Annotated in this window: 26 protein-coding genes and 1 other RNA gene; 6 read left to right on the top strand and 21 right to left on the bottom strand. The window is 62.1% G+C overall.

Annotated features, from left to right (window positions below; translation table 11 throughout):
- Positions 1-8: 8 nt before the first annotated feature.
- The 7 genes from IG629_RS09225 to rnpB form a co-directional block, all read right to left on the bottom strand.
- The gene (locus IG629_RS09225) at positions 9-1,445 is read right to left on the bottom strand and encodes a UDP-N-acetylmuramoyl-tripeptide--D-alanyl-D-alanine ligase (protein WP_193171662.1); all 1,437 of its coding nucleotides are present in this window, start codon (positions 1,443-1,445) and stop codon (positions 9-11) included.
- A complete protein-coding gene (locus IG629_RS09220) occupies positions 1,442-2,935 on the bottom strand; it encodes a UDP-N-acetylmuramoyl-L-alanyl-D-glutamate--2,6-diaminopimelate ligase (protein ID WP_226886572.1) in 1,494 nt (497 codons plus the stop codon). Before IG629_RS09220 ends, IG629_RS09225 begins: the two co-directional genes overlap by 4 nt.
- On the bottom strand, positions 2,922-4,658 hold the full coding sequence (locus IG629_RS09215) for a peptidoglycan D,D-transpeptidase FtsI family protein (protein WP_193171661.1): 1,737 nt from the start codon (positions 4,656-4,658) through the stop codon (positions 2,922-2,924). The genes IG629_RS09220 and IG629_RS09215 overlap by 14 nt, the downstream gene beginning before the upstream one ends.
- Positions 4,658-5,029: a cell division protein FtsL gene (gene ftsL, locus IG629_RS09210; RefSeq protein WP_193171660.1), complete on the bottom strand. Its 372-nt coding sequence runs from the start codon at positions 5,027-5,029 to the stop codon at positions 4,658-4,660. Before ftsL ends, IG629_RS09215 begins: the two co-directional genes overlap by 1 nt.
- Positions 5,026-5,997, bottom strand: a complete 972-nt coding sequence (gene rsmH, locus IG629_RS09205) for a 16S rRNA (cytosine(1402)-N(4))-methyltransferase RsmH (protein ID WP_193171659.1) — start codon at positions 5,995-5,997, stop codon at positions 5,026-5,028. The genes ftsL and rsmH overlap by 4 nt, the downstream gene beginning before the upstream one ends.
- On the bottom strand, positions 5,994-6,455 hold the full coding sequence (mraZ, locus tag IG629_RS09200) for a division/cell wall cluster transcriptional repressor MraZ (protein ID WP_028465834.1): 462 nt from the start codon (positions 6,453-6,455) through the stop codon (positions 5,994-5,996). Before mraZ ends, rsmH begins: the two co-directional genes overlap by 4 nt.
- 436 nt (positions 6,456-6,891) lie before the next feature.
- An RNA gene (gene rnpB / locus IG629_RS09195) (RNase P RNA component class A) lies at positions 6,892-7,282 on the bottom strand.
- 194 nt (positions 7,283-7,476) lie between these two features.
- Between rnpB and IG629_RS09190 the strand changes: the two genes are divergently transcribed.
- From IG629_RS09190 to IG629_RS09180, 3 genes are read left to right on the top strand one after another with little or no spacing between them, the layout of a single operon-like run.
- On the top strand, positions 7,477-7,905 hold the full coding sequence (locus IG629_RS09190) for a ketosteroid isomerase-related protein (RefSeq protein ID WP_036553300.1): 429 nt from the start codon (positions 7,477-7,479) through the stop codon (positions 7,903-7,905).
- Entirely contained in the window at positions 7,902-8,498 is a 597-nt protein-coding gene (locus IG629_RS09185) for a GNAT family N-acetyltransferase (protein WP_193171658.1), read from the top strand. Before IG629_RS09190 ends, IG629_RS09185 begins: the two co-directional genes overlap by 4 nt.
- On the top strand, positions 8,498-9,427 hold the full coding sequence (locus tag IG629_RS09180) for a carbon-nitrogen hydrolase family protein (RefSeq protein ID WP_193171657.1): 930 nt from the start codon (positions 8,498-8,500) through the stop codon (positions 9,425-9,427). The genes IG629_RS09185 and IG629_RS09180 overlap by 1 nt, the downstream gene beginning before the upstream one ends.
- Positions 9,428-9,587: 160 nt before the next feature.
- Here the strand turns inward: IG629_RS09180 and IG629_RS09175 are convergent, their stop codons facing one another.
- From IG629_RS09175 to IG629_RS09160, 4 genes are all read right to left on the bottom strand, one after another.
- A complete protein-coding gene (locus IG629_RS09175) occupies positions 9,588-10,088 on the bottom strand; it encodes a YHS domain-containing (seleno)protein (RefSeq protein WP_193171656.1) in 501 nt (166 codons plus the stop codon).
- 84 nt (positions 10,089-10,172) lie between these two features.
- Positions 10,173-11,027, bottom strand: a complete 855-nt coding sequence (locus IG629_RS09170) for a cysteine hydrolase (RefSeq protein WP_193171655.1) — start codon at positions 11,025-11,027, stop codon at positions 10,173-10,175.
- Positions 11,028-11,207: 180 nt separating this feature from the next.
- The gene (locus IG629_RS09165) at positions 11,208-11,672 is read right to left on the bottom strand and encodes a nuclear transport factor 2 family protein (protein ID WP_193171654.1); all 465 of its coding nucleotides are present in this window, start codon (positions 11,670-11,672) and stop codon (positions 11,208-11,210) included.
- 37 nt (positions 11,673-11,709) lie between these two features.
- On the bottom strand, positions 11,710-12,258 hold the full coding sequence (locus IG629_RS09160) for a carboxymuconolactone decarboxylase family protein (RefSeq protein WP_193171653.1): 549 nt from the start codon (positions 12,256-12,258) through the stop codon (positions 11,710-11,712).
- Positions 12,259-12,446: 188 nt separating this feature from the next.
- Between IG629_RS09160 and IG629_RS09155 the strand changes: the two genes are divergently transcribed.
- Together IG629_RS09155 and argC are read left to right on the top strand one after the other, a co-directional pair.
- Positions 12,447-13,043, top strand: coding sequence for a TetR/AcrR family transcriptional regulator (locus IG629_RS09155; RefSeq protein WP_193171652.1), 597 nt, complete (start codon positions 12,447-12,449; stop codon positions 13,041-13,043).
- Between the two features lie 267 nt (positions 13,044-13,310).
- The gene (gene argC / locus IG629_RS09150; RefSeq protein ID WP_193171651.1) at positions 13,311-14,288 is read left to right on the top strand and encodes an N-acetyl-gamma-glutamyl-phosphate reductase; all 978 of its coding nucleotides are present in this window, start codon (positions 13,311-13,313) and stop codon (positions 14,286-14,288) included.
- Positions 14,289-14,358: 70 nt separating this feature from the next.
- Here the strand turns inward: argC and IG629_RS09145 are convergent, their stop codons facing one another.
- The 10 genes from IG629_RS09145 to uvrC all read right to left on the bottom strand — a co-directional run bounded on the left by IG629_RS09145 (position 14,359) and on the right by uvrC (position 22,452).
- The gene (locus IG629_RS09145) at positions 14,359-15,360 is read right to left on the bottom strand and encodes a DMT family transporter (protein WP_193171650.1); all 1,002 of its coding nucleotides are present in this window, start codon (positions 15,358-15,360) and stop codon (positions 14,359-14,361) included.
- 85 nt (positions 15,361-15,445) lie between these two features.
- Positions 15,446-16,165: an LrgB family protein gene (locus IG629_RS09140; protein WP_193171649.1), complete on the bottom strand. Its 720-nt coding sequence runs from the start codon at positions 16,163-16,165 to the stop codon at positions 15,446-15,448.
- A complete protein-coding gene (locus IG629_RS09135) occupies positions 16,165-16,536 on the bottom strand; it encodes a CidA/LrgA family protein (protein ID WP_193171648.1) in 372 nt (123 codons plus the stop codon). Before IG629_RS09135 ends, IG629_RS09140 begins: the two co-directional genes overlap by 1 nt.
- Positions 16,537-16,618: 82 nt before the next feature.
- Positions 16,619-16,984, bottom strand: a complete 366-nt coding sequence (locus IG629_RS09130) for a hypothetical protein (protein ID WP_193171647.1) — start codon at positions 16,982-16,984, stop codon at positions 16,619-16,621.
- A 316-nt stretch (positions 16,985-17,300) separates the two neighbouring features.
- Complete coding sequence (locus IG629_RS09125; RefSeq protein ID WP_193171646.1) at positions 17,301-17,747, bottom strand: molybdenum cofactor biosynthesis protein MoaE; 447 nt, start codon at positions 17,745-17,747, stop codon at positions 17,301-17,303.
- Positions 17,748-17,751: 4 nt separating this feature from the next.
- On the bottom strand, positions 17,752-18,003 hold the full coding sequence (gene moaD, locus IG629_RS09120; protein WP_193171645.1) for a molybdopterin converting factor subunit 1: 252 nt from the start codon (positions 18,001-18,003) through the stop codon (positions 17,752-17,754).
- Positions 18,000-19,271, bottom strand: a complete 1,272-nt coding sequence (locus IG629_RS09115; protein WP_193171644.1) for a molybdopterin molybdotransferase MoeA — start codon at positions 19,269-19,271, stop codon at positions 18,000-18,002. Before IG629_RS09115 ends, moaD begins: the two co-directional genes overlap by 4 nt.
- Before the next feature lie 3 nt (positions 19,272-19,274).
- Positions 19,275-19,781 (bottom strand): molybdopterin-guanine dinucleotide biosynthesis protein B, encoded by a 507-nt coding sequence (mobB, locus tag IG629_RS09110; RefSeq protein ID WP_193171643.1) that lies wholly within the window; start codon positions 19,779-19,781, stop codon positions 19,275-19,277.
- 37 nt (positions 19,782-19,818) lie between these two features.
- Positions 19,819-20,436: a CDP-diacylglycerol--glycerol-3-phosphate 3-phosphatidyltransferase gene (gene pgsA, locus IG629_RS09105; RefSeq protein ID WP_051284696.1), complete on the bottom strand. Its 618-nt coding sequence runs from the start codon at positions 20,434-20,436 to the stop codon at positions 19,819-19,821.
- Positions 20,437-20,511: 75 nt separating this feature from the next.
- Positions 20,512-22,452, bottom strand: coding sequence for an excinuclease ABC subunit UvrC (gene uvrC, locus IG629_RS09100; protein ID WP_193171715.1), 1,941 nt, complete (start codon positions 22,450-22,452; stop codon positions 20,512-20,514).
- A 438-nt stretch (positions 22,453-22,890) separates the two neighbouring features.
- Between uvrC and IG629_RS09095 the strand changes: the two genes are divergently transcribed.
- Positions 22,891-23,718, top strand: coding sequence for an SDR family oxidoreductase (locus tag IG629_RS09095; protein ID WP_193171642.1), 828 nt, complete (start codon positions 22,891-22,893; stop codon positions 23,716-23,718).

The following is a 23,718-nucleotide window of genomic DNA, read 5'->3' as shown; positions in this document are numbered from 1 at the left end:
GTGCTCCCCTAGCCTCCGTAAGCCGCGCTGGGCGGCGTCATCTGGTTGGAATTGGCGATGTCGCGGATGGCACCGACAATCGGTGCCATGGCCATGCCGAGAGAGCCCTTCACCAGGACCACGTCGCCTTCGCCAAGAGTGTCGATCACCTGCGAGACGATCTCGTCCGCAGTGGCTCCGTGCCCGCCGGACAGCATCGGCGGCAGGTTGCGCCCCATGCGGTCCATCATCGGGCCGACCGTGAAAACGAGATCGGCGGAAGCGCAGACCTTCGCCAGCAAATCGAGGTGCAGGAAGTCGGATCGCTCTCCGAGCTCCAGCATGTCGCCGAGAATGGCGATCCGGCGACCTTGGCCTTTAGGCTTGGTCATCGAGAGCACTTCGAGAGCGGCGGTTACGGAGGCCGGGCTGGCATTGTAGCTTTCGTCGATCAACAGAAGGCCGTCTTCGCCGAAGGCGATTTCTTCCTGACGACCGCGCCCGGCTTTCGCCGTTACGTCCCGGATGGCCCTTGAGGCCTTGTTGAGATCCAGGCCAAGCGCGTGAATGCAGGCCAGCACACCGACCGAATTGAAGGCCCAGTGCATGCCGATGCCGTCGATCCGGTAGACCAGTTGTCTGCCGTCAACCCGGACGACGATGTTCGAGCCGTCGGACCCGCATTCAGCGCCGATCAGGCGGACATCCGCATCCTCGCTGCGCCCGAAACTGACGATCCGGGCGCCGGTGGCCTCGGCCTTGTCGGCGCAGAAATAGAAATGCGCGTTGTCCCGGTTCAGCACCGCGAGACCATTATCCTTTTCCAGACCTTCGAAGATCTCGGACTTGGCTTCGGCGATCTGTTCGAGGTCGCGGAAATGCCCGATATGGGTTTCCTCGACATTGGTGATGATGGCGAGGTCGGGCCGGACCAGGCGGGTCAGGTCGGAGATTTCGCCGATATGGTTCATGCCGAGCTCGAGCACGGCATACTCCGCGTCCCGCGGCAGCCGGGAAAGGCTGAGCGGCGCTCCGATATGATTGTTCAGGTTTCCGGCGCTGGCATGCACCGAGCCGAAGACGGAAAGTGCCGCCGCCAGGGAATCCTTGGTGCCGGTCTTGCCGACGCTGCCGGTCACGGCCAGCACGGTCGCCGATGAGCGGGCGCGAGCCGCCTTGGCGATATCCCACAGACCGGCCAGAACGTCTTCGACCAGGAGAAGGGGCGCATCGCCGTTCAGCCCGTTTGGAACGCGGCTGACCAGCGCTGCCGCTGCACCGGATTGAAGGGCGGTGCCGACATAATCATGGCCGTCGACCCGCTCGCCCGGCAGGGCGACGAACAGGCAACCCGGCGTTACTTTGCGGCTGTCGATAACCAGGTCCGTAATCTCGAAGGCGGGCCCATGAAGGGTGCCGCGCGTCGCCTTGACCAACTCGTCCGATGTCCAAAGCGAAGCGGTCATCGAACTTCCCCCAGGAGAGCTGATACGACGGCGCGCGCGGCGTCTCTGTCGTCGAAGGGCCGGGTTTCGGTTCCGACGATCTGATAGGTTTCGTGACCCTTGCCGGCGATGATCAGGGCATCGCCCGGCTGCAAGGCCTTGATGGCAGTGGAAATGGCGGTTGCCCGGTCGCCGATTTCGTTCGCGCCGGGGCAGGCGGCCATGATTTCGGCACGGATCTTCGCCGGGTCTTCCGTCCGCGGATTGTCGTCTGTCACATAGACATGATCGGCAAGGTCGGCAGCGGTCCTGCCCATGATCGGGCGTTTGCCTGTGTCCCGGTCGCCACCGCAGCCGAAAACCACATGTAATGCGCCGATGACGTGCGGGCGAACTGCCGTCAGCACGGTTTCCAGTGCTTCGGCCTTGTGGGCGTAATCGATGAAGATCGGCGCGCCGTTCGGGTGCCGGACGGCAAGTTCGAGGCGGCCGCGCACACCGGCGAGGGCGGGCAGGCAATCGAAGACCTTCGCTGCATCGACACCGGAGGCGATGACGATCGCGCTTGCGGCAAGGGCGTTCATGGCCTGGAAGGCACCGATCAAAGGCAGCTCGACGGTGCGCTCCTGGTCGGCGAAAGCGATGGTCAGGTGCTGGCCGGTAGCGGTCGGCTCACGCCGGATCAGCCGGAGATCGGCGTCCGGAGCGGTCCCGAAGCGGATTGTCCTGAGGCCGCGCTTGGTCGCTATGGCTGCTATTCCGGCGCTTTCCGGAGAATCCGCATTCAGGATGACCGTTCCGTCCGCCTGCAAAACCCGTTCGAACAGACCGGCCTTTGCCTTCAGATAGGAGGCCATGTCCTTGTGGTAGTCGAGATGCTCGTGGCTGAGATTGAGGAAGGCCGCGATGCCGACCTTCACGCCATCGAGGCGGAACTGGTCGAGCCCGTGGCTGGAGGCTTCCATAGCCAGATGGTCGATGCCACGATCCGCAAGGTTTGAGAGCGCGGCATGCAGCTGCACCGGGTCCGGCGTGGTCAGGCCGGGGCCGTCCGTGCCGTCGTCGGTGGTGATGCCGAGGGTGCCGAGGCTGGCGCTTTTCTTGCCGAGTGCGGCCCAGATCCGGCGGGTGAATTCGGCCGTCGAGGTCTTGCCACTGGTGCCGGTGATGGCAGCGACGGTGCCCGGCTGCTCGCCATAGAACCTGGCGGCCATCAGGGCGAGGCGCCGGCGCGGGTTATCGTCGGCAATCACGGCAACTGTGTCTTCGCCCGCATCCGTACCGTCTTCCGCCAGCACGGCAACGGCACCACGGCGCACGGCGTCGCCGATGAACTTGCGGCCATCGAGCGAGCTGCCGCTGAGTGCGGCGAACAGGTAGCCGGGCTGAACCTGACGGCTGTCGGCGGTCAGTCCCGAGACGTCACGCTCCAGCGCGCCCGATGCCAGCAAGGCGGCGGTGCGCGGGTCGTGGCGGATCAGATCGCCATTTATCAGCTCAGAAAGACGCAAGTGCCTTTTTCCCCTTGGTTTGAGGGATCTTCACCATCAAAGAGCGGCGAATTTCGGGCGCTTCTTCATCCACCGGCGTCACATTCAGGAACGGAGCTGCACGCTCGACGATGCGTTTCACGGCCGGCGCGGCAACCCAGCCACCGGTGGCGTAGCCGTAGGAGCTCTTGTTGCCTTTCGGCTCATCCACCATGGCCAGCACGACATAGCGCGGGTCGTTCACCGGGAATGCGGCGACGAAAGAGGAGAGCAGGGCCTTGCGCTGATATCCGCCGCCCCGTCCTGGTTTCTCAGCCGTGCCGGTCTTGCCGCCGACCAGATAGCCTTTGGCGTTGGCGTTCCGTCCGGTGCCTTTTTCGACCACCAGCCGCAGCAGGCGGCGCATGGCGATGGAGGTCTTCTCCGAGATCACCCGTTCGCCAACAAGCATTTCCGTCGTGTCCCGGCGAAGCAGCGTCGCCGGGTGGCGGACACCGCCATTGACGATGCTGGCCACGCCGTTCGCCAGCTGGATCGGGCTGACCGCGATGCCGTGACCGAAGGAGATTGTCATGGTGTTGATCGGGCGCCACGGGCTGGGAGCCAGCGGGCGGCCGCGTTCCGGCAGCTCGACTGCCGATGCTTCGAGGAAGCCAAGCCGTTTCATGAAGGCTTTCTGGCGATCGCCGCCGACATCCAGAGCCATCTTCACGGAGCCGATATTGGACGAGTACATGAAGATTTCCGGCACCGACAACCAGCGATTCTTGGCGTGGTCGTCATTGATGGTGAAGCGGGCAATTCGGATCGGCTTGCTGGCGTCATAGCCGTTGCGCATCGTCGTGGTGCCGTAATCGAGCGCCATTGCGGTGTTAAAGATCTTGAAGGTCGAGCCCATCTCGTAAACGCCGAGCGTGGCCCGGTTGAACATCGCGTCGTCGGAGATCTGGTCCCGGCGGTTCGGGTCGAAATCCGGCAGCGAGATCATGGCGACGATTTCGGAGCTGTTGACGTCCATGACGATGCCGGCAGCGCCGATGCCGTCGAAGGCGTCGATCTGGGTCTGCAGCTCTTCACGCAGGATGTGCTGGATCCGGATATCGATAGAGAGACGCAGCGGATCGGAGCCGTCGCGCAGCATGGAATCGAAGTTTTTCTCGATACCGGACAGGCCGACATCGTCGAAGCCGGCGCGGCCGACGATATGGGCGGTCAGCGGGCCCTGCGGGTAGATCCGCTTCGACTCGTTCTGGAAATAAAGACCGGGAATACCGAGCTTGTTGACCGCATATTGCTGGCGCGGCGTCAGGTTGCGCTTGATCCAGGTGAAGCGCTTCTTGTCGGAGAACTTTGCGATCAGGTCGGCATGGCCCAGCTCCGGCAGGACAGTGCGGAGTTTTGCCGCCGACTCTATCGGGTCCATGATGTATTTCGGATCGGCATAGAGCGACGGCACGTTCAGCGTGGTCGCCAGCAGCATGCCGTTGCGGTCCACGATGTCCGCCCGTCCGGTCTTGTGGGTCAGGGTGCCGCGCTCCTCGGCGAGCCGGGGCTCTTCAGCCCGCTCGAACACGGAAACGTCGATCACCCGCGCGGCGATCACGCAAAAGGCCAGCGCGAAGACCGTGCCGGCGATCAGCAGTCGGGTGCGGCCCTGTTCAAGAGCCTGCTTGCCGCTGCCCTCGAACTTCAGGGTTTTCTCCGGAACCGGAATATCCGCCGCATTGAGCCGTGTATGGGTCATCACTGGGCTCCCGCTTTGATCGAGACAGGCCGGATCATCGGCAGGATGATGCCGTTGCCGCCGCGGTTGGCGAGGGCCAGGTCGTCCGGTTCGCTCAGCAGCTGCGGCAGCATGTCGAGAGAGGTCAGCTGCAGTTGATTGGCTGCCCGGCTTTCGCTGAGTTCACGGATCAGGTGCTCCAGCCGGTCCGGCCGGTTGAGGTAGCTCCATTCCGCGTTCAGAACCTGGATCGCTTCCTGGTCTGCGAGGATTTCCCGGTGCAGCGCGTTAAGCCGGTCTTCGCGCTCCTGCACCTCGTGCTTGATGAGGAAGAGCGAGATACCGGCGCAGGTGGCGAGCAGCAGCCAGAGTGTCATGGAGCGCCGCATCATGCCGCCTCCCGGTCCCAGGCCGGTGCATCGGTGCGTTCGGCGACGCGCAGGCGGGCGGAGCGGGCGCGCGGGTTGCGCTTCTCTTCTTCCTCGCCGGGGCCGATCGGCTTGCGGGTGATCTCGATGAAGGACGGTGCCGGGCCGGTCTGGCCGGTTTCCGGGATATGGCGGGACGGCCGTGCGGTCTTGCCGGCGCGGGTGCGGATGAAGGTCTTTACCCGGCGGTCTTCCAGGCTGTGGAAGGAAACGACGGCAAGACGCCCACCCGGGTGCAGCAGGCGCTCGGCGGCTTCAAGGCCGCGATCGAGTTCGCCCAACTCGTCATTCACATAGATGCGCAGTGCCTGAAAGGTCCGGGTGGCGGGATCGATGCCTTCCCGGCCCTTGACGCGGGTGCGCGGCACCACCCCGCGGACGATCTCAGCAAGCTGGGATGTCCGCAGGATGGCGCTGCCTGTCCGTGCCAGGACGATGGCTTTGGCGACACGGCGGGAAAGCCGCTCTTCGCCAAGTTGGTAAATCAGGTTCGCGAGGTTTTCTTCGGTCTCGTTGTTCACAACGTCGGCCGCGCTCGGCCCGGACTGCTCCATCCGCATGTCGAGCGGGCCATCCTCGCGGAAGGAGAAGCCGCGCTCGGCCTCGTCGATCTGCGGTGAGGAGACGCCGATATCGAGGGCGACGCCGTCGACCGTCTCGATGCCGGCTTCGCGCGCCAGGGTGTCCATGTCGCCGAACCGGCCTTCAAGCAGCATCAGCCGGTCGCCGAAGCGTTCTTTCAGGGCGGCACCGCGCTTGATGGCGTCCGGGTCGCGGTCGATCGCCACGACACGGCAATCCGCGGCTTCCAGGATCGCGGTGGTGTAGCCGCCGGCGCCGAAGGTGCCGTCGAGAAAGGTTTTGCCGTCGGCAATGTTCAGGGCGTCGACAACCTCGTCGCGCAGGACCGGGATATGGACCGCGCCACTCACGTGTCTCTCCCGCGGCCGACCATGGGCAGGGTGATGCCGCGGTCGCGGGCCCGCTGGCGCTTTTCGGTCCGGTGTGCCTCGTAGGCGTCCGGCTGCCAGAGCTGGAAGCTCTTGCCGAGGCCGACGAACATGATGGTGTCGGAGATGCCCGCATAGTCGAGCAGATCCTGCGGCATCATCACCCGGCCATCGCCGTCAATGGTGAGCTGCCGCGCGTCGGCCAGGATTGTCTGGAGATCTTCCGCTTCTTCGGAGAAGGCGTCGAGCCGGTCGATGGAGTCGACCATTTCCTGAATGCGCTCGTCACCGCAGCCGTCGATGCAGGGATGTTTGAAGGACGGGTAGAGGATCAGGCCCGAGGAAGCCTGCCGCTCGAGAACGCTGCGAAACGATGCCGGAACGGACACGCGTCCCTTCCGGTCAACCTTGTTCGCAAATGTGGACAGAAAAACTGCCACGACTTCCCCCGTTCTCGACCGACACCCCACCCGCTGGACTGCCGTTCCACCCGAAAGACACCGGACCCTCCATCGGTCTTGTGTCTGCCCCTTTCCGGTCCGCCGGACCCGCCGCGATGGAGCGGGCATGGGTCTGGTACGGTCCCGTATGGGATTACATGGGATACCATGGGTTAAAGTGGAGTGCAATGGGAATGAGCTGAAAAAACCGTGCAATTCCGGGGCTTTTCTAAGGTTTTCGAACTAATTCAAAAGAAAGCTTCAGAACTCGCGGATGTGCGGCATGTTTTTGGTTAATGCGCGTGCTTCAAGTGACTTGAAATCGCGGGAAAACCTTAATGTTCGTGATTTGTTCTCGTCGGCTTTGACTTGTGCGTACTGTGCGAAAACCCGCAATGCAGGCGCCGGGGCAAGAAAATGCCGGGGCTGATGAGGAAGGATCAGGCGGTCTATAAGCCGGGTTCTGTCCAGTGCCCGAAAGCACTTGTATGGCCATTCCTCTGGGACGGTCGTTACCGACCGCCTCGCGCGACCTACCCGGATGACGATGCGAAAACTCACCTGCCGCCACCTCGCGGCGCGACCGGCCATCCCTATTTGGTCTTGCTCCCGGTGGGGTTTACCATGCCGCGTCCGTTGCCGTCCGCGCGGTGCGCTCTTACCGCACCCTTTCACCCTTACCCGTCGGCCGAAGCGGACGGGCGGTTTGCTTTCTGTGGCACTTTCCCTAGGGTCGCCCCCGCCGGGCGTTACCCGGCACCGTGTCTCCGTGGAGCCCGGACTTTCCTCCAGCGGCTTGCGCCGCCAGCGGCCATCCAACCGCCTGATCGGCGCAACAGATAGAGCCGGGGAGAGGGGCGGTCAAGCGGCGGCGTCACCGTTGCGAAAATAGTGTCGGTCCCGGGGGATAGTGCCGGGCCGTGCTTTCCTAGAGTGGGCGGCATTGATTCAGAAGGCGGACGGCGGCATACCTTGGGCCGGATCGCTGCACATCCTCCATTGAAAGCCCGAGGTCACCGCCATGTCCGCCAACAGTCAATCCGCCGCCAAAGCGCTGGTACTGCGTTACTACGATGCCTTCAATGCCGGCGACGTGCCGGGAATGCTGGCCTGCCTCTCTGACGATGTCGCGCATGACGTCAACCAGGGCCCGCGCCGGGAGGGCAAGGCTCTGTTCGCGGAATTCTGTGCCCACATGTCCCGCTGCTATCGGGAGCAGCTATCGGACATTGTCATTATGGCCTCGGACGACGGCAGCAGGGCGGCGGCCGAATTCACGGTCAGCGGCACCTATCTGGCGGATGACGAGGGGCTGCCGGCCGCAAACGGCCAGACCTACAGGCTGCCCGGCGGTACTTTCCTCGATATCAGTGACGGCAAGATCTCGCGAGTGACCACTTACTATAATCTTGAGGACTGGATCGCGCAGGTGGCTGGGACCGGGGCATGAGTGTAGTGCTTTCCGTTCTGACCCCCGAAAGCCCGGGCTTCACGGAAGCGGTCGAGCAGGTCGCGGCGCTGCGCATCGCCGTGTTTCGGGAATGGCCTTACCTCTATGACGGAACGCTTGAATTCGAGCGCTGGTACATCGCCAAGCTTTCAGAAGCCGAGGGGGCGATCATCGTCGCCGCGAAGGACGGCGCTGCCGTTATCGGTGTCTCCACGGGGATGCCGCTGCTGTCCGAGCATGAGGAGCTGATCGGCCCTTTCAGTGAATACGGTTTCGATCCGGCCGAAGTCTTCTACGGCGCGGAAACGGTGACGCTGCCGGAATATCGCGGCCGTGGCCTCTACCGGGAGTTCCTGGAACGCCGCCGTGAGCATGCGAGGCGTCTGGGCGGATTTCGCTGGGAGACGTTCTGCGGCGTCGTTCGGCCCGCCGATCACCCGCTCCGGGACCACGCGGCCCGCCCGGTGGAGGCGGTCTGGGAGCGGCTCGGCTACCGGCGCATCGAGGGCCTGACGACGGGCTTCAGCTGGAAAGACCTGGATCAGGAAGAACAGAGCGAAAAGCCGATGCAATTCTGGGTCCGGGAGCTTTGATGAGCAGGGTGCGAAAGTTCACGGTCGCCTCCGCCCAATATGGTATCGGCCGGCCAAAGAGTTTCGATGACTATGCCGGGCGCATCACCGCGAAGGCGGAAGAAGCCGCGCGTGGCGGAGCGTCTCTGCTGATGTTCCCGGAATATGGCGCGATGGAACTGGCCTCGATCTGCGGCGAGGCGGTGGAAGCGGACCTGCAGGGACAGATCGATGCGCTGGATGAACTGGCCCCGAAGGTGGACGCCCTGCATCAGGAACTCGCGGCAACGCATGGCCTGCATATTCTGGCCGCGTCCCTGCCGGTACGGGTACCGGGCCGGGAGTTGCCGGTGAACCGGGCGCGTCTGTTCGCGCCGAACAGACGCTACGGGCATCAGGACAAGATCATCATGACCCGCTTCGAGCGGGAGGAATGGGCGATTGGCGGCGGTGACGGGCTGTCGGTATTCGAGACCGATCTCGGCTGCATCGGCGTTGCCATCTGTTACGACTGCGAATTCCCGCTGCTGGTCCGCACCATGGTCGAGGCCGGGGCGGAGCTGATCCTGATCCCGAGCTGCACGGACACCTTGCGCGGACATGGCCGGGTCCGTGTCGGCGCCATGGCCCGGGCGCTGGAAAGCCAGTGTTACGCTGTCGTCAGCCCGACCGTCGGCAAGGCGCCCTGGTCACCATCCGTCGATATCAATCGCGGCGTCGCCGGCGTCTACGGCCCGCCCGATATCGGCTTTCCGGAGACGGGCATTGTCGCCGAAGGCAGGTTCGACGAGGACATGCTGCTCTTTGCCGAAATCAATCTCGACCTGGTGACCGAAGCACGTCGGGCCGGGCAAGTGCTGAATCATCAGCACTGGGTCGAGCAACCGGGCGCCGACCTCTGGCCAATCCCGCCGGTCCGGACAGTGGATTTGTTGTCTCCCTGTCAATGAAGCCAATAGGGCCTAGAACCGGTCCGGTGCCTCATCCCGTAATCTAGGTAGCAAAGGCTTCAGGCGCAGTCTGCGTAGGAGCAGCCGGCAAGGGATCCACCAACATACATTCGATTGGGTAGATCCCGGTGGCTCCGACTTGAGCTGCCAGCTTCTCGACCTAAAGCGTGTCTACCGCAGCGGTACGGATCTTTGGCCAGGTCTCCTTGGCTCCGACCAGGACCGCCTCTTTGTTTTCGAGGTACTTTTGGAAAATCGCCTCGTTGACGAACAGATAGAGCTTGCCGTCGACGATGTCGGCATAGCGGACGTCTCCGTCCAGCTTTTTGCCGAGCGACACGCCAAGTGCACAAAAGCCCCCGTACTGCGGCAGAAAGGCCTGCGGATCGCTCTTGAAACGATCTCGTGTTTTGGCCGAGGCGAAGTAGTAGTCGACGCCGTCATGCGCGGCCGTGAAATCGGCGGAACCGAGTCTCGCTGCCTCTCCGCCGAATAGGGACGTTGGATCGATGCCGTGGACACCGAGCGGGTTGCCGGTCAGCGTCAGGCCGTTCGAGACGTTGTATTCGTCAGCCGCATACGCCGCTGACGCGTAGAGTGCCAGGCCATAGAAGATTAGTGCGGCTGTGGCGTAGGTCAGGACCGTTTGTCTCCGAATCATCTTACTGTTCCTTCTTGTGATCGTTTTGGAAGTGCTTGTGCAGGGGAAGGGCCGGCGCCGGGGAAGGATCGGCGCCAGCGTGGTTTAGCTGCCGTTGGTCATCCGCTTGACGGCGTCATCCGTCCACCAGACAGCATTCGCCACCATTCGGAAGTTGATGATGGCGGCGAGGTAGCCGTCTCCTTCCGGAACTTTTGCGCCCGCTGTCGCATCGCGGACGACGGCGACTTCGTAGCCGAGTTCAAGAAGGTCGTAGAGATGCGCTTGGGTGCAGAGGTTCGCCGACATGCCGGCGAGGATCACCTTGTCGATCCGGCGCTTGCGAAGCTGAAGATTGAGGTCGTTCTGCGCCGGGCTATAAACCTTGTGCGGCGAGCAGACAATTGTCTCGCCATCTTCGATGTACTTCTTGTACTGGGGCATCCAGTCGGCGCCGGATCCTTCGAAGTTTTCCAGGTTCAGCGGGCCGAGCCGGTCAAACATCCCGATCGAGTGCATGGTCTTTTCCAGCGTGCCTTCGAATTGCCACTTGTGATCATGCGGGTAGTAGTAGTGAGGAGAGATGAAAACCGGTATGCCGGCTGACTTTGCGGCGATGAACAGGCGCTCGATGTTATCGACCGTTCCCTGTTCGGTGACGCTTTCGCCGACGACCCCCCAGGTGACGCCTTTTTCCGAGAGGAAATCGACCTGAGGGTCCGTCACGACAAGGGCGGTTCGACCTGGTTCGATCGTCATATCGATCTGGGGTAGGCCTGGATTCTCCGGATCGGCGTAGGTGGCGCGTGCCTGCTCGGTGGCTGCCAATGCGGTGCTGCTGGCACCGACGGCACCGACAACAGTAGCTCCTGCGGCGCCGGCCAACAGACGGCGACGTGCCAAATCGACATGTTCATGGGTGATGTCGCAGCCACAGTTGTGATCGTGCTTGCTGTTCATATCTGAACTCCTTGTTTGTGATCTGGCCAGGGAGGCAGCACACCGCACCGGCCGGCTGAAGAAACCGGCGGTTGTCGCCGGACAAACCCATCCCGTTCGCGGGCGAGGTTCGTCCGCGGCGGATTGGGAGATCGATATTTCTGGTAGGCCGCTGCTACGCGGCCGGATCTGAAGTCTTGGCTAGAGTCTCAGTGTCGAGAGCCCGGCGTGGTCTTGGGGTCGTGGCCCTTGCCGCCACCTGAATAGCCGCTGGGACTCGCTGATCGGCAGCTCATTGATGGATGCGATCCGTTGCCGCATCAGTCCATCGGGTGCGAACTCCCAGTTCTCATTGCCATAGGCCCGGAACCAGAAACCACTGTCGTCGCGATACTCGTAGGCGAAGCGGACCGCGATGCGGTTGTCTCGAAACGCCCACAATTCCTTGATGAGACGGTAGTCCAACTCGCGCGACCATTTCCGAGTCAGGAACTCTACAATTCTGTCACGCCCCTCGAAGGTCTCCGCCCGGTTTCGCCATCGGCTATCTGGCGTATAGGCAAGCGCCACTTGCTCTGGAGATTGGCCGTTCCAGGCATCTTCGGCCTTCCGCACCTTTAATGCGGCCGTCTCCTCGTTGAATGGGGGAAAGGGTGGGCGGCTCATTGATTGCCTCCTGTTACTGGCTGAAAAAGATGTTCCGTCAGGCGGCGTTTGCGTCGACGATCGGAAAGTCGATCGGCGTGCTGAATGCTTCGTTGAGGTAGTTGGTCAGCGTGTTCAGGGCGACATGCGCCACGATTTCAACGAGCTCGCCGTCGCTGTATCCCGCGGCTCGGACAGCCGATACGTCGTCGTCGCTCACATGACCGCGCTGGTTAACCAGAGCCACGGCGAAACGAATTGCCGCATCGGCTTTGGGGTCGCTGGAGGATCCTGCGCGGTTTGCGGCGATCTCCGCATCATCGAGTTTGGCGAGGTTCTTGGCGAGATAGGTATGGGCCGAGAGGCAATAGGCGCAGCCGTTGATCTGGGCCACGGCAAGCGCGATCCGCTCCCGCGTCTGAGGCTTGAGCGCTCCTTTCGCAAGGGCACCGTTGAGGCCCAGAAAGCCTTCGAGGGAGGCCGGGCTGTTAGCGGTCAAGCGGAAGAGGTTCGGAACGCTGCCAAGCATCTTTTCCACTCCTTGCAGGAAGGGCTGTGCAGCGGCGGGGGCGCCGTCGATCGAGGCGGGAAACTGAAGTCGGGTCATCATTGGCTCCTTGGACATACGCAAGTGCGCGTCGTTTCGATGATTGGAGATATACAGACCTGTCTGTCTATTATCAAGATAAATTTTTTTGAGAAGATTCTTAGAACCTCTTGCAGAGGTGATCATAGGCGCTCAAATTAGACAGACCTGTCTGATAAAGCGCTGTGCTTTGGGAAGGAGCCAACATAGTGACTTCGCGCCGCGATGACCTGATCGATACTGCCCTGCGACTGTTCTATACCCAGGGCTTCCACGCCACCGGGATCGATAAGGTCTTGGCCGAATCCGGAGTGGCCAAGATGACGCTCTACAAGCATTTCAAGTCGAAGGACGAACTGATCCTGGCGGTTCTGAATCGGCGAGACGAGCAGTTCCGCAATTGGCTGATGGGTGAGATGGAGAAGGTCTCATCCAATCCGCGTGAGCGCCTGATCGCCATGTTCGACGCCCTCGAGATCTGGTTCCGGGGGCGAGCCTTTAAGGGGCTTGGCTTCTCCGGCTGCGCCTTCATCAACGCTTCAAGTGAATTCGGCGATCAGGAGCACCCAGCCCACCGCATATCGAGTGAGCATAAGCGGCGTATTGTCGATTATCTGACGAAGGTTTGCGCTGATGCTGGCGCCCGAAATCCATCAGAGCTGGCCGAGCAACTTGCCCTTCTAAAAGAAGGCGCGATCGTCACCGCTCATGTCCGTGGCATATCGGAGGCCGCCCGTACCGCAAAAACGATAGCTGAAGGATTGATTGCTGCGGCTATCGGCGGCCAACCGTCAACCGAGAAGTAGGTGCGCGCGTTTCCTGCCGACCGTCACTTAGTCTGCAGTCTCGCAGTATCTTCTAACCTGAGCCCCACAAATCCCAACATATTTCGCGGAGAGCCCGCCCTCTGAGATGAAACGGGTTTACGGCGAAAGCAGTCGTGCGCTTCAGTCATTTGACGGAATACAATCCAGACAACGCAACCATCCAACGCATCTCTTCAACTCCCTCCTTGTCCCATATGACAACACGGCTATAACCATCCGGCAGTACTTCAGCAGCAGGACAGCACCATGAGCATGCGTGTCGGCATTGTCGGGATCAGCGGGTTTGGCGGCGGCGAGGCGTTGCGCCTGATCGCAGGGCATCCGTCGTTTGAGCTGGTCTATGCCGCGGGCGAGAGCACGGCCGGGAGCCGGTTGGTGGAGCGCTTTCCGGGTGTGCCGACCAAGCTGGCCGGGCTGGTGATCGAGAAGTGGGATCCGGCAAATCTGCCGAAGCTCGATGTGCTGTTCGCGTCGCTGCCCACGGGCGCCTCGGCCGACGCGCTGGCGCGGGTTCCCGGCGACGTGAAGATCGTCGATATTGGTGGCGACCATCGCCATGTTGAGGGCTGGGCCTATGGTCTGGCCGATGTCTGGCCCGAGAAGGTCGAGGGGCAGACCCGCGTTGCCAACCCCGGCTGTTTCCCCGCAGCGACGCTTACTGCGCTGGCGCCGCTGCTGGCCAATAAGCTGATCGAGCCCGGCAACATCATAATCGACGCCAAGACCGGAATCTCCGGTGCCGGCCGGGGCGGCTCCGACAGCAAGTTCGGCTATGCCGAGAGCAACGAGAACTTGATCCCCTACGGTCTGCTCAAGCACGTCCACATGCCCGAGATGGAGAAGACAATCGAGCTTCTGAGTGGCGGCAGCGCTGCCGGGCTGGTGTTCACGCCACATCTGGTGCCGATGACCCGGGGCGTCCTTGTCACCATGTACTGCCGCGGTAGTACCACTACGAGCGCGTGCCTGGATGCGGCCCGGAGTTTCTATGACGGGCGTTCGTTCGTCCGCGTGACCGACAAGCCGCCACAGACCAAATGGGCGACCGGCTCGAACCTTGCGTTCGTCAGCTATGCGGCCGATCCGGAGCGCAACCTGGTGATCGCGATGGGTGTGGTCGACAATCTCGGCAAGGGAGCGGCGGGGCAGGCGGTGCAGAATGCGAACCTGATCTGCGGCCTGCCGGAGGTCGCAGGGCTGGACGGCGCGCCCGTTTGGCCGTGAGAGGTCTGGTTCCGCCGCTTCGCAATCTCGCGGCAATCCGGCTCTGGCTGGGCGATTATCAGATCGCGACCTAGCGCCTTGTCGCCCCGGTTCCGGCGGGCGGGTCACTCGCCATCGGGCGGTTGCGCTGCCGCTCGCGCAGGAAGACGAACAGGCCGGACGCCATGATCAGGAAGATGCCGATCATCACTTCAAGACCCGGCAGATACCCCCAGATGGCCCAGCCCCAGAATACGGCAAGCAGCAGGCCGGTATATTCGAACGGCGCAATCGTTGCCGCGTCGGCGGCGCGATAGGCGGCAGAGAGGCAGTAGGCGACGGCGGCCGAGTTGAAGCCGAGCCCGACGAAAAGCCATAAATCGACACCTTCCGGCCAGACCCAGGCGCGGAGCAGGAAGATCAGGCTCTCGTTGTCGCTTCCTTCCGCGAAACGCCCGTCACCGGCAAAGATCCAGAACAGGCCTGCCACAACCAGGAACATGAGCTGGATATAGACCGCGAGCGCCGACGGCTTGCTGCTCATGCCGAGCTTGCGGGTCATGATCTGCATGCCGGCATAGGTTATGGCCGCGATCACCGGCAGCACGAGCACCAGGCGACTGACCCCGAGATCGTCCGTACTGGCCCAGGGGCGCTGCATGATCACCACGCCAATAAAGCCGACGAGGACGGCGCCGAGACGGAACGGTCCGACCTTTTCGCCCAGGACCGGGATGGACAGCAGGGTGATGAACAGAGGAGCGGCGAAGAAAAGCGCGGTCGCGTCTGCCAGTGGCAGCACCGCGAGGGCTGCGAAAAAGGACATGTTCGCAATCACGACAAGCAGGCCGCGCAGGGCGTGCAGCCCCGGTCTTTGGGTTTTCAGAATGTGCCAGCCGCCCTCGAACTGCACGATCACCAGGCTGAAAGCGATGCCGATCGCCGAGCGGGTAAACACCATCTGGTGTAATGGATAGCCGCCGGAGAGTTCCTTGATCAGCATGTCATTGATGGAGATCGCAAGCATTCCGACCAGAATAAGGGCGATCCCGAAGGTCGGGCGGTTGATGGCTGTCACGGATGTATCGGTCATGCGGCGGACACTAGGCTTTAAAAAACATCATGTCTTGTCCCGACGCGCCGTCTCCTTCCGGGATGCGCGACGCATGGGGGATATTCTAGAAAAACAGTCGCCAGAGCAGGGGCAGCAGGATCGCGGTGGCAAGCGCGTTCAGACCCATCGCGAGGCCGGAAAAGGCGCCGGCAACCTCGCTGACCTGCATGGCCCGGGCGGTGCCGATGCCATGCGCTGCAATGCCGATGGCGAAACCGCGTGCCGCCCAGTCCTTGAAGCGGAACAGGTCGAGCACCAGCGGGCCGATCATGGCGCCGAGAATGCCGGTCAGGATGACGAAGACGGCGGTGAGCGAGGGCAGTCCGCCAAGTTTCTCGCTGATACCCATGGCAACCGGCGTGGTCACGGATTTCGGTGCGATGGAGATCAGGGTCGCCTCGGAGACGCCGAAGGCCCAGGCGATGGCGACGGCGCTGCCGGTCGCGACCAGGGAGCCGAAAATCACGCTGAGCAGGATCGGGACCACGGCTTTGCGGATCCGCGAGACCTGCCGGTAGAGCGGAAGGGCGAGTGCGACCGTGGCCGGGCCAAGCAGGAAGTGCACAAACTGCGCGCCTTCGAAATAAACCAGATAAGGCGTTCGGGTCACGATCAGGATCACCACCAGAACAATGACCGCGATCAGCACCGGATTGACCAGCGGGTGCATGCCGAGCCGCTCATAGAGTTTCTGCCCGCCAAGATAGGCAAGCAGGGTCAGAAACAGATGCAGCAGCGGGCTCGCTGACAGGTAGACCCAGATATCGCTGAAGCCGTTCTCCATCAGACATCTCCCCCGGCGCTATCTGGACCGACTCGGGAGAATTTCTTCAGGGCGACCATGAGCAGGGCGGTGAGCACAACAGTGATGGCGCTGCTGCCGATCAGAGCGGCGGTAACACCGATCCACTCACGCTCGATCAGGCTCAGGTGGAGCATCACTCCGACACCGGCCGGGATGAACAGCAGGGACAGATTGCGGAGGAGCGTGTCGGAAACGGCGGCGACCGGCGCGGGCACCTTGCCGTGGATCATCAGGCCCGTGAACAGGATGACCATGCCGACGACCGGACCGGGCAGGGGCCAGCCGGTGGCGGCAATGAATAGCTCTCCCAGCAGCTGACAGCCGAGCAGCAGGGTAATGGCACCGATCATCGGGGACCTCCGGAGACAAAGACACTCCGGAGTCTAGCGCCGCTCTCCGGTGGTTAACAACAAACTCCCGGAGATAACGGGGTCAGGCTGCGGCGGCGAACTCTTCGGATTCCATCATCACGCAGCGGACATACTCGATTCCGGCGAAGAGGCAGGCGGCGAAACGGTGGTTGCCGTCGCACAGTCGGCCGTTGCGGATGATGATGCTCATCCGCTTCTGGTCACCGTGCCGGACCAGCCAGGCAACGCGCGCGGCATGATCCTCGGCGCACATCGGCGTGTTCGGATCGCGATTGTCGTCGGGGGCAATCAGCCGGTCTTCGGACAGCGCGCGATGGATGTCCGCATCGGTGATACGGCGCTCGCTTCCGGCCCAATAAGGATAATCCTCAAGGCCGCACTCCGTCGCCACGTCCAGTAAATCGCGCACTACCAAGCGAATGCCCATCGCCGGGTCTCCCTGCCACATCGTCGGTTTCTCATCCGGCGACGGGCGTGCACTGCTCCGGGAAGAGCAAAGGCCGTTTGCGGGGTGCGCAAACGGCCAATCGGCCCGTGTAATTGCCGCCCCCCGTATGGTCGACTGGGAGGTCGTCAGCAATTGCGTTTTATGCATAAGCCGCATGCGCTCAGAGCATAGGAAAAGGCAAAATTTAACTTGCTAAATCAATGAGCTGCCTTGCAGAGAGGGAAGTTTTTCGAGAGCGATGAAAAATGCTCTGATAGCGACAGATCGGGCGGCGGGAAAGCCTGTTGACGGGCATTCAATCCCACTTCGCTGCGGCATCCTCGTCGCTCTCTCGCGCATCCACCCATTCGGCGCCGCTGTCTTTCTCTTCAAGCTTCCAGAACGGAGCTTTGGTTTTCAGCCAGTCGATCAGGAAATGGCAGGCTTCGAAGGCTGCTTCCCGATGCGGGGAGGCGCAGGCGACAAGGACGATCTGTTCGCCCGGCTCCATTCGTCCGTAGCGATGGATGATCAGGCTCGCCTCGAGCGGCCAGCGCTGATTCGCCTCGGCCTCGATCTGTTCCAACATCTTCTCTGTCATGCCGGGATAATGTTCCAGCGTCATCGCGCCGACATGCTGGCCCTCGGCCATATCTCGTACCAGACCGACAAAGCTGGTGATGCCGCCGATATTGTGGTTCCCGGCACTGAGCGCGGAGAGTTCGGTGGCGAGATCGAAGTCTTCCTTCTGCACCCGGATCACAGCGTCAGCCCCCCGTTACCGGCGGGAAAAAGGCGACTTCGTCATTCGGGCCGACTGTTGCGTCGAGCTCGACGAATTCCTGGTTCACGGCAGCCCGCACCACCTTCATGTCCGAAAACGCGTCCTCGAAGCCGGGGCCGCGGGTCTTCAGCCAAGCCACCAGCCCCGCCACGTCTGTCACTGTCTCGGGCGGGGAGACATCTTCTTCTCCGATGCCGGTCTTGCCGCGCATCCAGGCGAAATACAAAATCTTCACAGGCCAACCTCGCTGAAGGGCAGGTAGTCGACAATATCTCCGGCTTTCACGCCGGTGCAGTCTTCCGGCAGCTCGACAAGCCCGTCGGCCGCCACCATGGAGGAGAGTATCCCGGCTCCCTCCCGATCGAACTTCACGGCTTCGAGACCGCTCGCGCCGGTGCGCTTCAGGGTGACGCGGACATATTCACGCCGGTCCTGCTTCTTCTTGTAGTCGAAGGCCGCCCGGACCGGAAACAGCGCCGGATCCGTATCCGCCGCGCCGGCGAGCCGCTGGATCAGCGGCCGGGCAACCCGGAGGAAGGTCACCATCACGGCAACCGGATTTCCCGGCAGTCCGATGAACGGCACCTTGCCGACCTGACCGAGGGCAACCGGACGCCCCGGCTTGATGGCGAGGCGCCAGAAATGCAGGGAGCCAAGGGACTCGACCGCGTTCCGCACATGATCTTCGCCACCGGTTGAAACACCGCCGGTGGTCATGATCATGTCAGCTTTCCCCGCCGCACCATCAAGTCCGTCGCGAATTGCATCGAGCCTGTCGGGCAGGATGCCCATGTCGATCACTGCGCATCCGAGCCCGCGCAGTAGAGCGGAGACGGTGTGGCGGTTGGAATCGTAGATCGTGCCGTCGGGCGCGGTCGTTCCGGGGTCGCGCACCTCGTCGCCGGTCGAGAAGATCGCGACGCGCAGTGGTTTGCATGTGTCGAGTTCAGTCAGTCCGACGGCAGCGGCAAGCCCGATATCCTGTGGCCGCAGGCGTGTGCCCGCTTCCAGAATTCGGGCGTCCTGTTTTACATCTTCACCGGCAAAGCGGCGGTTTGCGCCGCGCTTGATGCCGTTCGGAATAACGACGCGATTGCCGGAGAGGCGGCAATCTTCCTGCATCAATACTGTGTCGGGGGATGTGCCGTCCGGGCCGGTCGGCATCGGGGCGCCTGTATAGATCTTCGTCGCCGTACCGCGTTTCTGCGGGCCGTCCAGAGGGTGTCCTGCCGCGATGGTGGCGGTAACCGGCAGCACCGTATCTGCACCGTCTGCCAGATCGTCGAAATAGACAGCGAAGCCGTCCACGGCGGAATTGTCGTGTGGCGGCACGGAGCGACCGGCGATGACATCCGCTGCCAGGATACGCCCAAGGGCATCCGCGAGCGGTATGCATTCTGTGCTCACCACTGGCACCAGAATTTCCCGGAATCGGGCAAGCGCGTCCGCGACCGGGATCAACTTCCCGCCGAAGGCGAAGCAGTCATCTGTCAGTTGCGACATGGCTTACGCGGCTTTCGATAATCCAGTGAAGTCGAGAATATAGTCCGCCAGCCCGGCAATATCGTTCAAATCGAGCACGGGAACAGTCGCGGCCTCGACCGGACCGTCCGAGGCGACAGCCCGAATCAGCGGGTCGTTTGGCTGGATCAGGGGCTTGCTGGTAGCCTCCCTGAAGATTTCCAGCTTGTCGTGTGCGTGCTCCTTGAAGCCCTCGATGATGAGCAGATCGACCGGGCTCATATGCTGGACCAGCTCCTCGATAGTCGGCTCGGACGCACCACGATTCTCGTGCATCAGGGCCCAGCGGTTGGCCGACGTGACGAGCACTTCGCTGGCACCAGCGGCGCGGTGCTCAAAGGAATCCTTACCCGGTTTGTCCACGTCAAAGGCGTGGTGGGCATGTTTCATGGTCGAGACGCTGACGCCGCGGGCGACAAGTTCAGGCAACAGCTTGACGAGCAATGTCGTCTTGCCGCTGCCGCTCCATCCGACAAGGCCGAAAATTTTCATGGACGAAGTCTAGAGGGCCGGACGTGCCGGACTCAAGTCATGCATCAGCTGAAGCGCTTTTGCCGGTGCCGCCGGATTTCCTGCGGGCCCGTTCAGCCTCTGCTTCCGGGGTGACATGCAGCAGGCCGGAACGGAGATAATCATAGCCGGTGATCAGGGTCAGGATGGCCGCTGCCCACAACAGTCCCTCGCCGATCAGCACGGTAGGCAGCCATTCGGGGCCTGCCGAGCCGACAATCAGAAAGCCGAGTGAGCCGATCTGGAAGGCTGTCTTCCACTTTGCCAGCCGACTGACCGGCATCCGCACCTGGATCTCCGCCAGAAATTCGCGCAGGCCAGAGACGAGGATCTCGCGCAGCAGAATAACCAGCGCCGGCAGCAGGCCGTAGCCGGAGATATGGTCGAGTGAACACAGAATCAGCAATACGGCACCGACCAGAAGCTTGTCCGCGATCGGGTCCAGCAGGCGGCCGAAATCGGAATGCTGGTTCATCGACCGGGCTAGATAGCCATCGAGATAATCGGTGATGCCGGCGAAGGCATAGAGGCCGAAAGCGATCCAACGGTAAGTGTCCTCGCCATACCAGATGAATCCCACAATGAGGGGGATCACGAGGATACGCGACATGGTGAGCAAATTGGGGAGGCCGGTCATATCTCTGCGCTGGTCTGAAGAGTGGGCGGGACGGCGATTCCGTCCTCGTATTCCATTGCCGAGACGCTACACCAATCAGGCCTCATCATGGAAGAAATCATAGATTTTTTTGGCTACAGTTTTGCTAATTCCGTCGACGGCTTCGAGATCCTGAAGTCCGGCGCGGGAAACCTCCCGGGCGGAGCCGAAATGATGCAGCAATGCCTTCTTGCGCTTGGCACCGATTCCGGGGACCTCGTCGATTTTCGACTGGCCGATCGCCTTGGTCCGTTTCGCCCTGTGCGTCTCGATGGCGAAGCGGTGGGCTTCGTCCCGCAGGCGTTGCAGAAAATACAGCACCGGATCGTTGATCGGCAGGGAGTAGGGCGCACGCTTGCCTGAGAAGAACCGCTCCCGCCCGGCATCCCGGTCCGGCCCCTTGGCGATGGCGACAAGGGCGACATCCTCGATCCCCAGCTCGTCGAATACCTCCCGTACCGCGGTGTACTGGCCCTGGCCGCCATCGATCAACACCAGGTCCGGCCAGTTGCCGGAACTGCGGTCCGGATCTTCCTTCAGGGCCCGGCCGAAGCGGCGAGTCAATACCTGCCGCATCATGGCGTAATCGTCACCGGCCTGAACCGGCGCATCGCCGTTCTCGTCAGGCTCGACCGTCTCCGGCAGAGGCTTGTCCGCCGGTACCACATTGCGGATGTTGAATTTGCGGTAGGCGTTCTTCATCAGCCCCTCGGGCCCGGCGACGATCATGGCGCCGATCGAGTTGGTGCCCTGAATATGGCTGTTGTCATAGACCTCGATGCGTTCGGGTGGGCCGTCCAGGTCCAGTGCTTCGGCGAGACCATCCAGCAGGCGCCGTTGGGATGCGCTCTCGGCCAGCCGTCTAGCGTGGGCTTCCTTGGCGTTTGAGAGCGCGTGCTCCATCAGCTTGCGTTTGGAGCCGCGCTGCGGGCGCAATACTTCGACCCTGCGTTCGGCCTTGGTCCCGAGGGCCTCGGCGATCAGCTCCTGTTCCGGCATGTCGTGGCTGACCAGAACCAGCTTGGGCGGCGGCTTGTTGTCGTAGAACTGGCCGACGAAAGCGGCGAGGATTTCTCCGGGCTCCATGCTCTTGTCGTGGCTCGGGAAATAAGCCCGGTTGCCGTAGTTGCTGCCGCCCCGGAAGAAGAACACCTGGATGCAGGCCGATCCGCCTTCGCCATGCAGCGCCATCACGTCCGCATCCTCGACGCCTTCGACATTGATGTCCTGATGTGACTGGACGTGCGCCAATGCCCTGATCCGGTCCCGGTACCGGGCGGCGCTCTCGAAGTCGAGCGCGTCGCTTGCTTCCTGCATGCGCTCGGCGAGCTGCTGCGAGACCTTCCTGCTGGAGCCGCTCAGGAACGCCTTCGCCTGCTCGATCAGCTCGGCATAGTCTTCCTTGCTGACATAATCGACGCAGGGCGCGGCGCAGCGCTTGATTTGATATTGCAAGCAGGGACGGGTGCGGCTGGCGAATGTGGAGTCTGTGCAGTTCCGGATCAGGAAGGCGCGCTGCAGGGCGGTGATCGTGCGGTTGACCGCGCCGGCTGAGGCGAAGGGGCCGAAATAGTCTCCCTTGCGGTTGCGGGCGCCGCGATGCTTCACCAGCTGCGGCCAGTCATGATCGCCGGTCAGCAGGATATAGGGGAAGGACTTGTCGTCGCGCAGCAGCACGTTGAAGCGTGGCCGCAGCTTCTTGATCAGGTTGCTTTCGAGCAGCAGCGCTTCGACTTCGGTATGGGTGCGCACGAATTCCATGCGCATGGTCTCGCTGACCATGCGGAAGATCCGATGCGGCAGCTTGGCCGGAAAGGTGTAGTTCGCGACCCGCTTCTTCAGGCTCTGCGCCTTGCCGACATAGAGAACGTCGCCGGCGGCATCCATCATGCGGTAGACGCCAGGGGCATTGGGCAGCAGTTTGACCTGCTGCTGGATCACCCGGACGCCCCGCGTGATATCCGCTTTAGGCTCCGCAGAAGAGCTCTGTTCCGGCAGATCAGGTTCGGGTTTTATTGTTGACATAGCGCCTTTGTAACCGATCTGGTCATAGCCGGAAACGGGATGTCATCAGCAACCTCATAGCGGTTGTTATGGTTAATGCTTTAGCCTCAGACTCTATCCCCGATATTTGTGGACAAGGCTGTGAATAACTCTTGTGTGCAGGGTTCGAAGGCCCATTTTCTCTCAGTTTGGACGCATTGCTCAAAATTTGAGCATGTATATTAAGTATCTGAAATATAACAAAAATTACTCTAGGGTGCTGATTCTGATCACTATTTGTGACGGAGTCATGACCCATTCGTGTCTTTCGTGGCTATTGATGCAAAATGTGCAAAAAATTCTCCCTAACGCAGTCGTGGCTTTTCGCGCCCGGCGCACAAGGATAGGGTCGAGAAAGTTAATTTCGAGTGCGTGAGTGAAACCAGTTTTCAGATGACCAGAAACGTTGCTGAAAAACGGACCGCCCTTGTGACCGGTGGTGCCCGCCGCGTCGGTGCCGCGCTGTGCCGTGGGCTGGCCGAGGATGGCTGGCACGTAGCGGTGCACTTTAACGGCTCCGGCAAGGATGCGGAGAACCTGGTTGGCGAGATCCGTGCCGCCGGAGGCTCTGCAGAGGCCATACAGTGCGATCTCTCCGACGCGGAGGCAGTGACCCGGCTGGTTGGCCGCGCGGGCGAAGAGGGGGCGCCGCCGCTCGGCCTGCTGGTGAACAATGCCGCGCTGTTCGAGGATGACCGGCTGGATAACCTGACGGCCGAGTTGATCGACAGGCATCATGCCGTGAATGTCCGGGCGCCGGCACTTCTATCGCGTGCCTTTGCCGAAATTGTAGGCAGACAAGCTCAAGAGGGCATCAGCCCGCGCACTGATTGCTGCATCGTGAACCTGCTGGATAACAAGGTGTTCGGCCCGAACCCGGACTATCTTTCCTATTCCCTGACCAAGTTCGCCCTGCACGGGATGACGCAAATGCTGGCGATGGAACTGGCGCCTGAAATCCGGGTCGCCGGTATCGCGCCGGGCGTGACCCTGCCGAGTGGGCCGCAGACCCAAGAGGAGTTCGAGCGCTCCCAGGCGTCGCTCATGCTTGGGCGCGGCTCGACGCCTGAGCAGATCCTGGCAGCACTGCGCTTTATCCTCGCCGCACCAGCCTTCACTGGGCAATGCATCACCATCGATGGCGGTCAGGTGCTGCAAGCCATGCCGCGCGACATCGCCTTCATGGGCAATACTGAGTCTCCGGACGAGGGAGGCCGCTAG

It is taken from the genome of Nisaea nitritireducens (genome assembly GCF_014904795.1).
GTDB classification, from domain to species: Bacteria; Pseudomonadota; Alphaproteobacteria; order Thalassobaculales; family Thalassobaculaceae; genus Nisaea; species Nisaea nitritireducens.
This window is presented reverse-complemented; position numbering and strand designations above follow the sequence as displayed.

What these genes read in the sequence shown, in the direction of transcription:
- IG629_RS09225 (WP_193171662.1), bottom strand. Translation starts at nt 1,445, where the DNA reads ATGACCGCTTCGCTTTGGACATCGGACGAGTTGGTCAAGGCGACGCGC.
- IG629_RS09215 (WP_193171661.1), bottom strand. Translation starts at nt 4,658, where the DNA reads ATGACCCATACACGGCTCAATGCGGCGGATATTCCGGTTCCGGAGAAA.
- ftsL (WP_193171660.1), bottom strand. Translation starts at nt 5,029, where the DNA reads ATGATGCGGCGCTCCATGACACTCTGGCTGCTGCTCGCCACCTGCGCC.
- IG629_RS09190 (WP_036553300.1), top strand. Translation starts at nt 7,477, where the DNA reads ATGTCCGCCAACAGTCAATCCGCCGCCAAAGCGCTGGTACTGCGTTAC.
- IG629_RS09185 (WP_193171658.1), top strand. Translation starts at nt 7,902, where the DNA reads ATGAGTGTAGTGCTTTCCGTTCTGACCCCCGAAAGCCCGGGCTTCACG.
- IG629_RS09180 (WP_193171657.1), top strand. Translation starts at nt 8,498, where the DNA reads ATGAGCAGGGTGCGAAAGTTCACGGTCGCCTCCGCCCAATATGGTATC.
- IG629_RS09175 (WP_193171656.1), bottom strand. Translation starts at nt 10,088, where the DNA reads ATGATTCGGAGACAAACGGTCCTGACCTACGCCACAGCCGCACTAATC.
- IG629_RS09170 (WP_193171655.1), bottom strand. Translation starts at nt 11,027, where the DNA reads ATGAACAGCAAGCACGATCACAACTGTGGCTGCGACATCACCCATGAA.
- IG629_RS09165 (WP_193171654.1), bottom strand. Translation starts at nt 11,672, where the DNA reads ATGAGCCGCCCACCCTTTCCCCCATTCAACGAGGAGACGGCCGCATTA.
- IG629_RS09160 (WP_193171653.1), bottom strand. Translation starts at nt 12,258, where the DNA reads ATGACCCGACTTCAGTTTCCCGCCTCGATCGACGGCGCCCCCGCCGCT.
- argC (WP_193171651.1), top strand. Translation starts at nt 13,311, where the DNA reads ATGAGCATGCGTGTCGGCATTGTCGGGATCAGCGGGTTTGGCGGCGGC.
- IG629_RS09145 (WP_193171650.1), bottom strand. Translation starts at nt 15,360, where the DNA reads ATGACCGATACATCCGTGACAGCCATCAACCGCCCGACCTTCGGGATC.
- IG629_RS09140 (WP_193171649.1), bottom strand. Translation starts at nt 16,165, where the DNA reads ATGGAGAACGGCTTCAGCGATATCTGGGTCTACCTGTCAGCGAGCCCG.
- IG629_RS09135 (WP_193171648.1), bottom strand. Translation starts at nt 16,536, where the DNA reads ATGATCGGTGCCATTACCCTGCTGCTCGGCTGTCAGCTGCTGGGAGAG.
- IG629_RS09130 (WP_193171647.1), bottom strand. Translation starts at nt 16,984, where the DNA reads ATGGGCATTCGCTTGGTAGTGCGCGATTTACTGGACGTGGCGACGGAG.
- IG629_RS09115 (WP_193171644.1), bottom strand. Translation starts at nt 19,271, where the DNA reads ATGTCGCAACTGACAGATGACTGCTTCGCCTTCGGCGGGAAGTTGATC.
- mobB (WP_193171643.1), bottom strand. Translation starts at nt 19,781, where the DNA reads ATGAAAATTTTCGGCCTTGTCGGATGGAGCGGCAGCGGCAAGACGACA.
- pgsA (WP_051284696.1), bottom strand. Translation starts at nt 20,436, where the DNA reads ATGACCGGCCTCCCCAATTTGCTCACCATGTCGCGTATCCTCGTGATC.
- IG629_RS09095 (WP_193171642.1), top strand. Translation starts at nt 22,891, where the DNA reads ATGACCAGAAACGTTGCTGAAAAACGGACCGCCCTTGTGACCGGTGGT.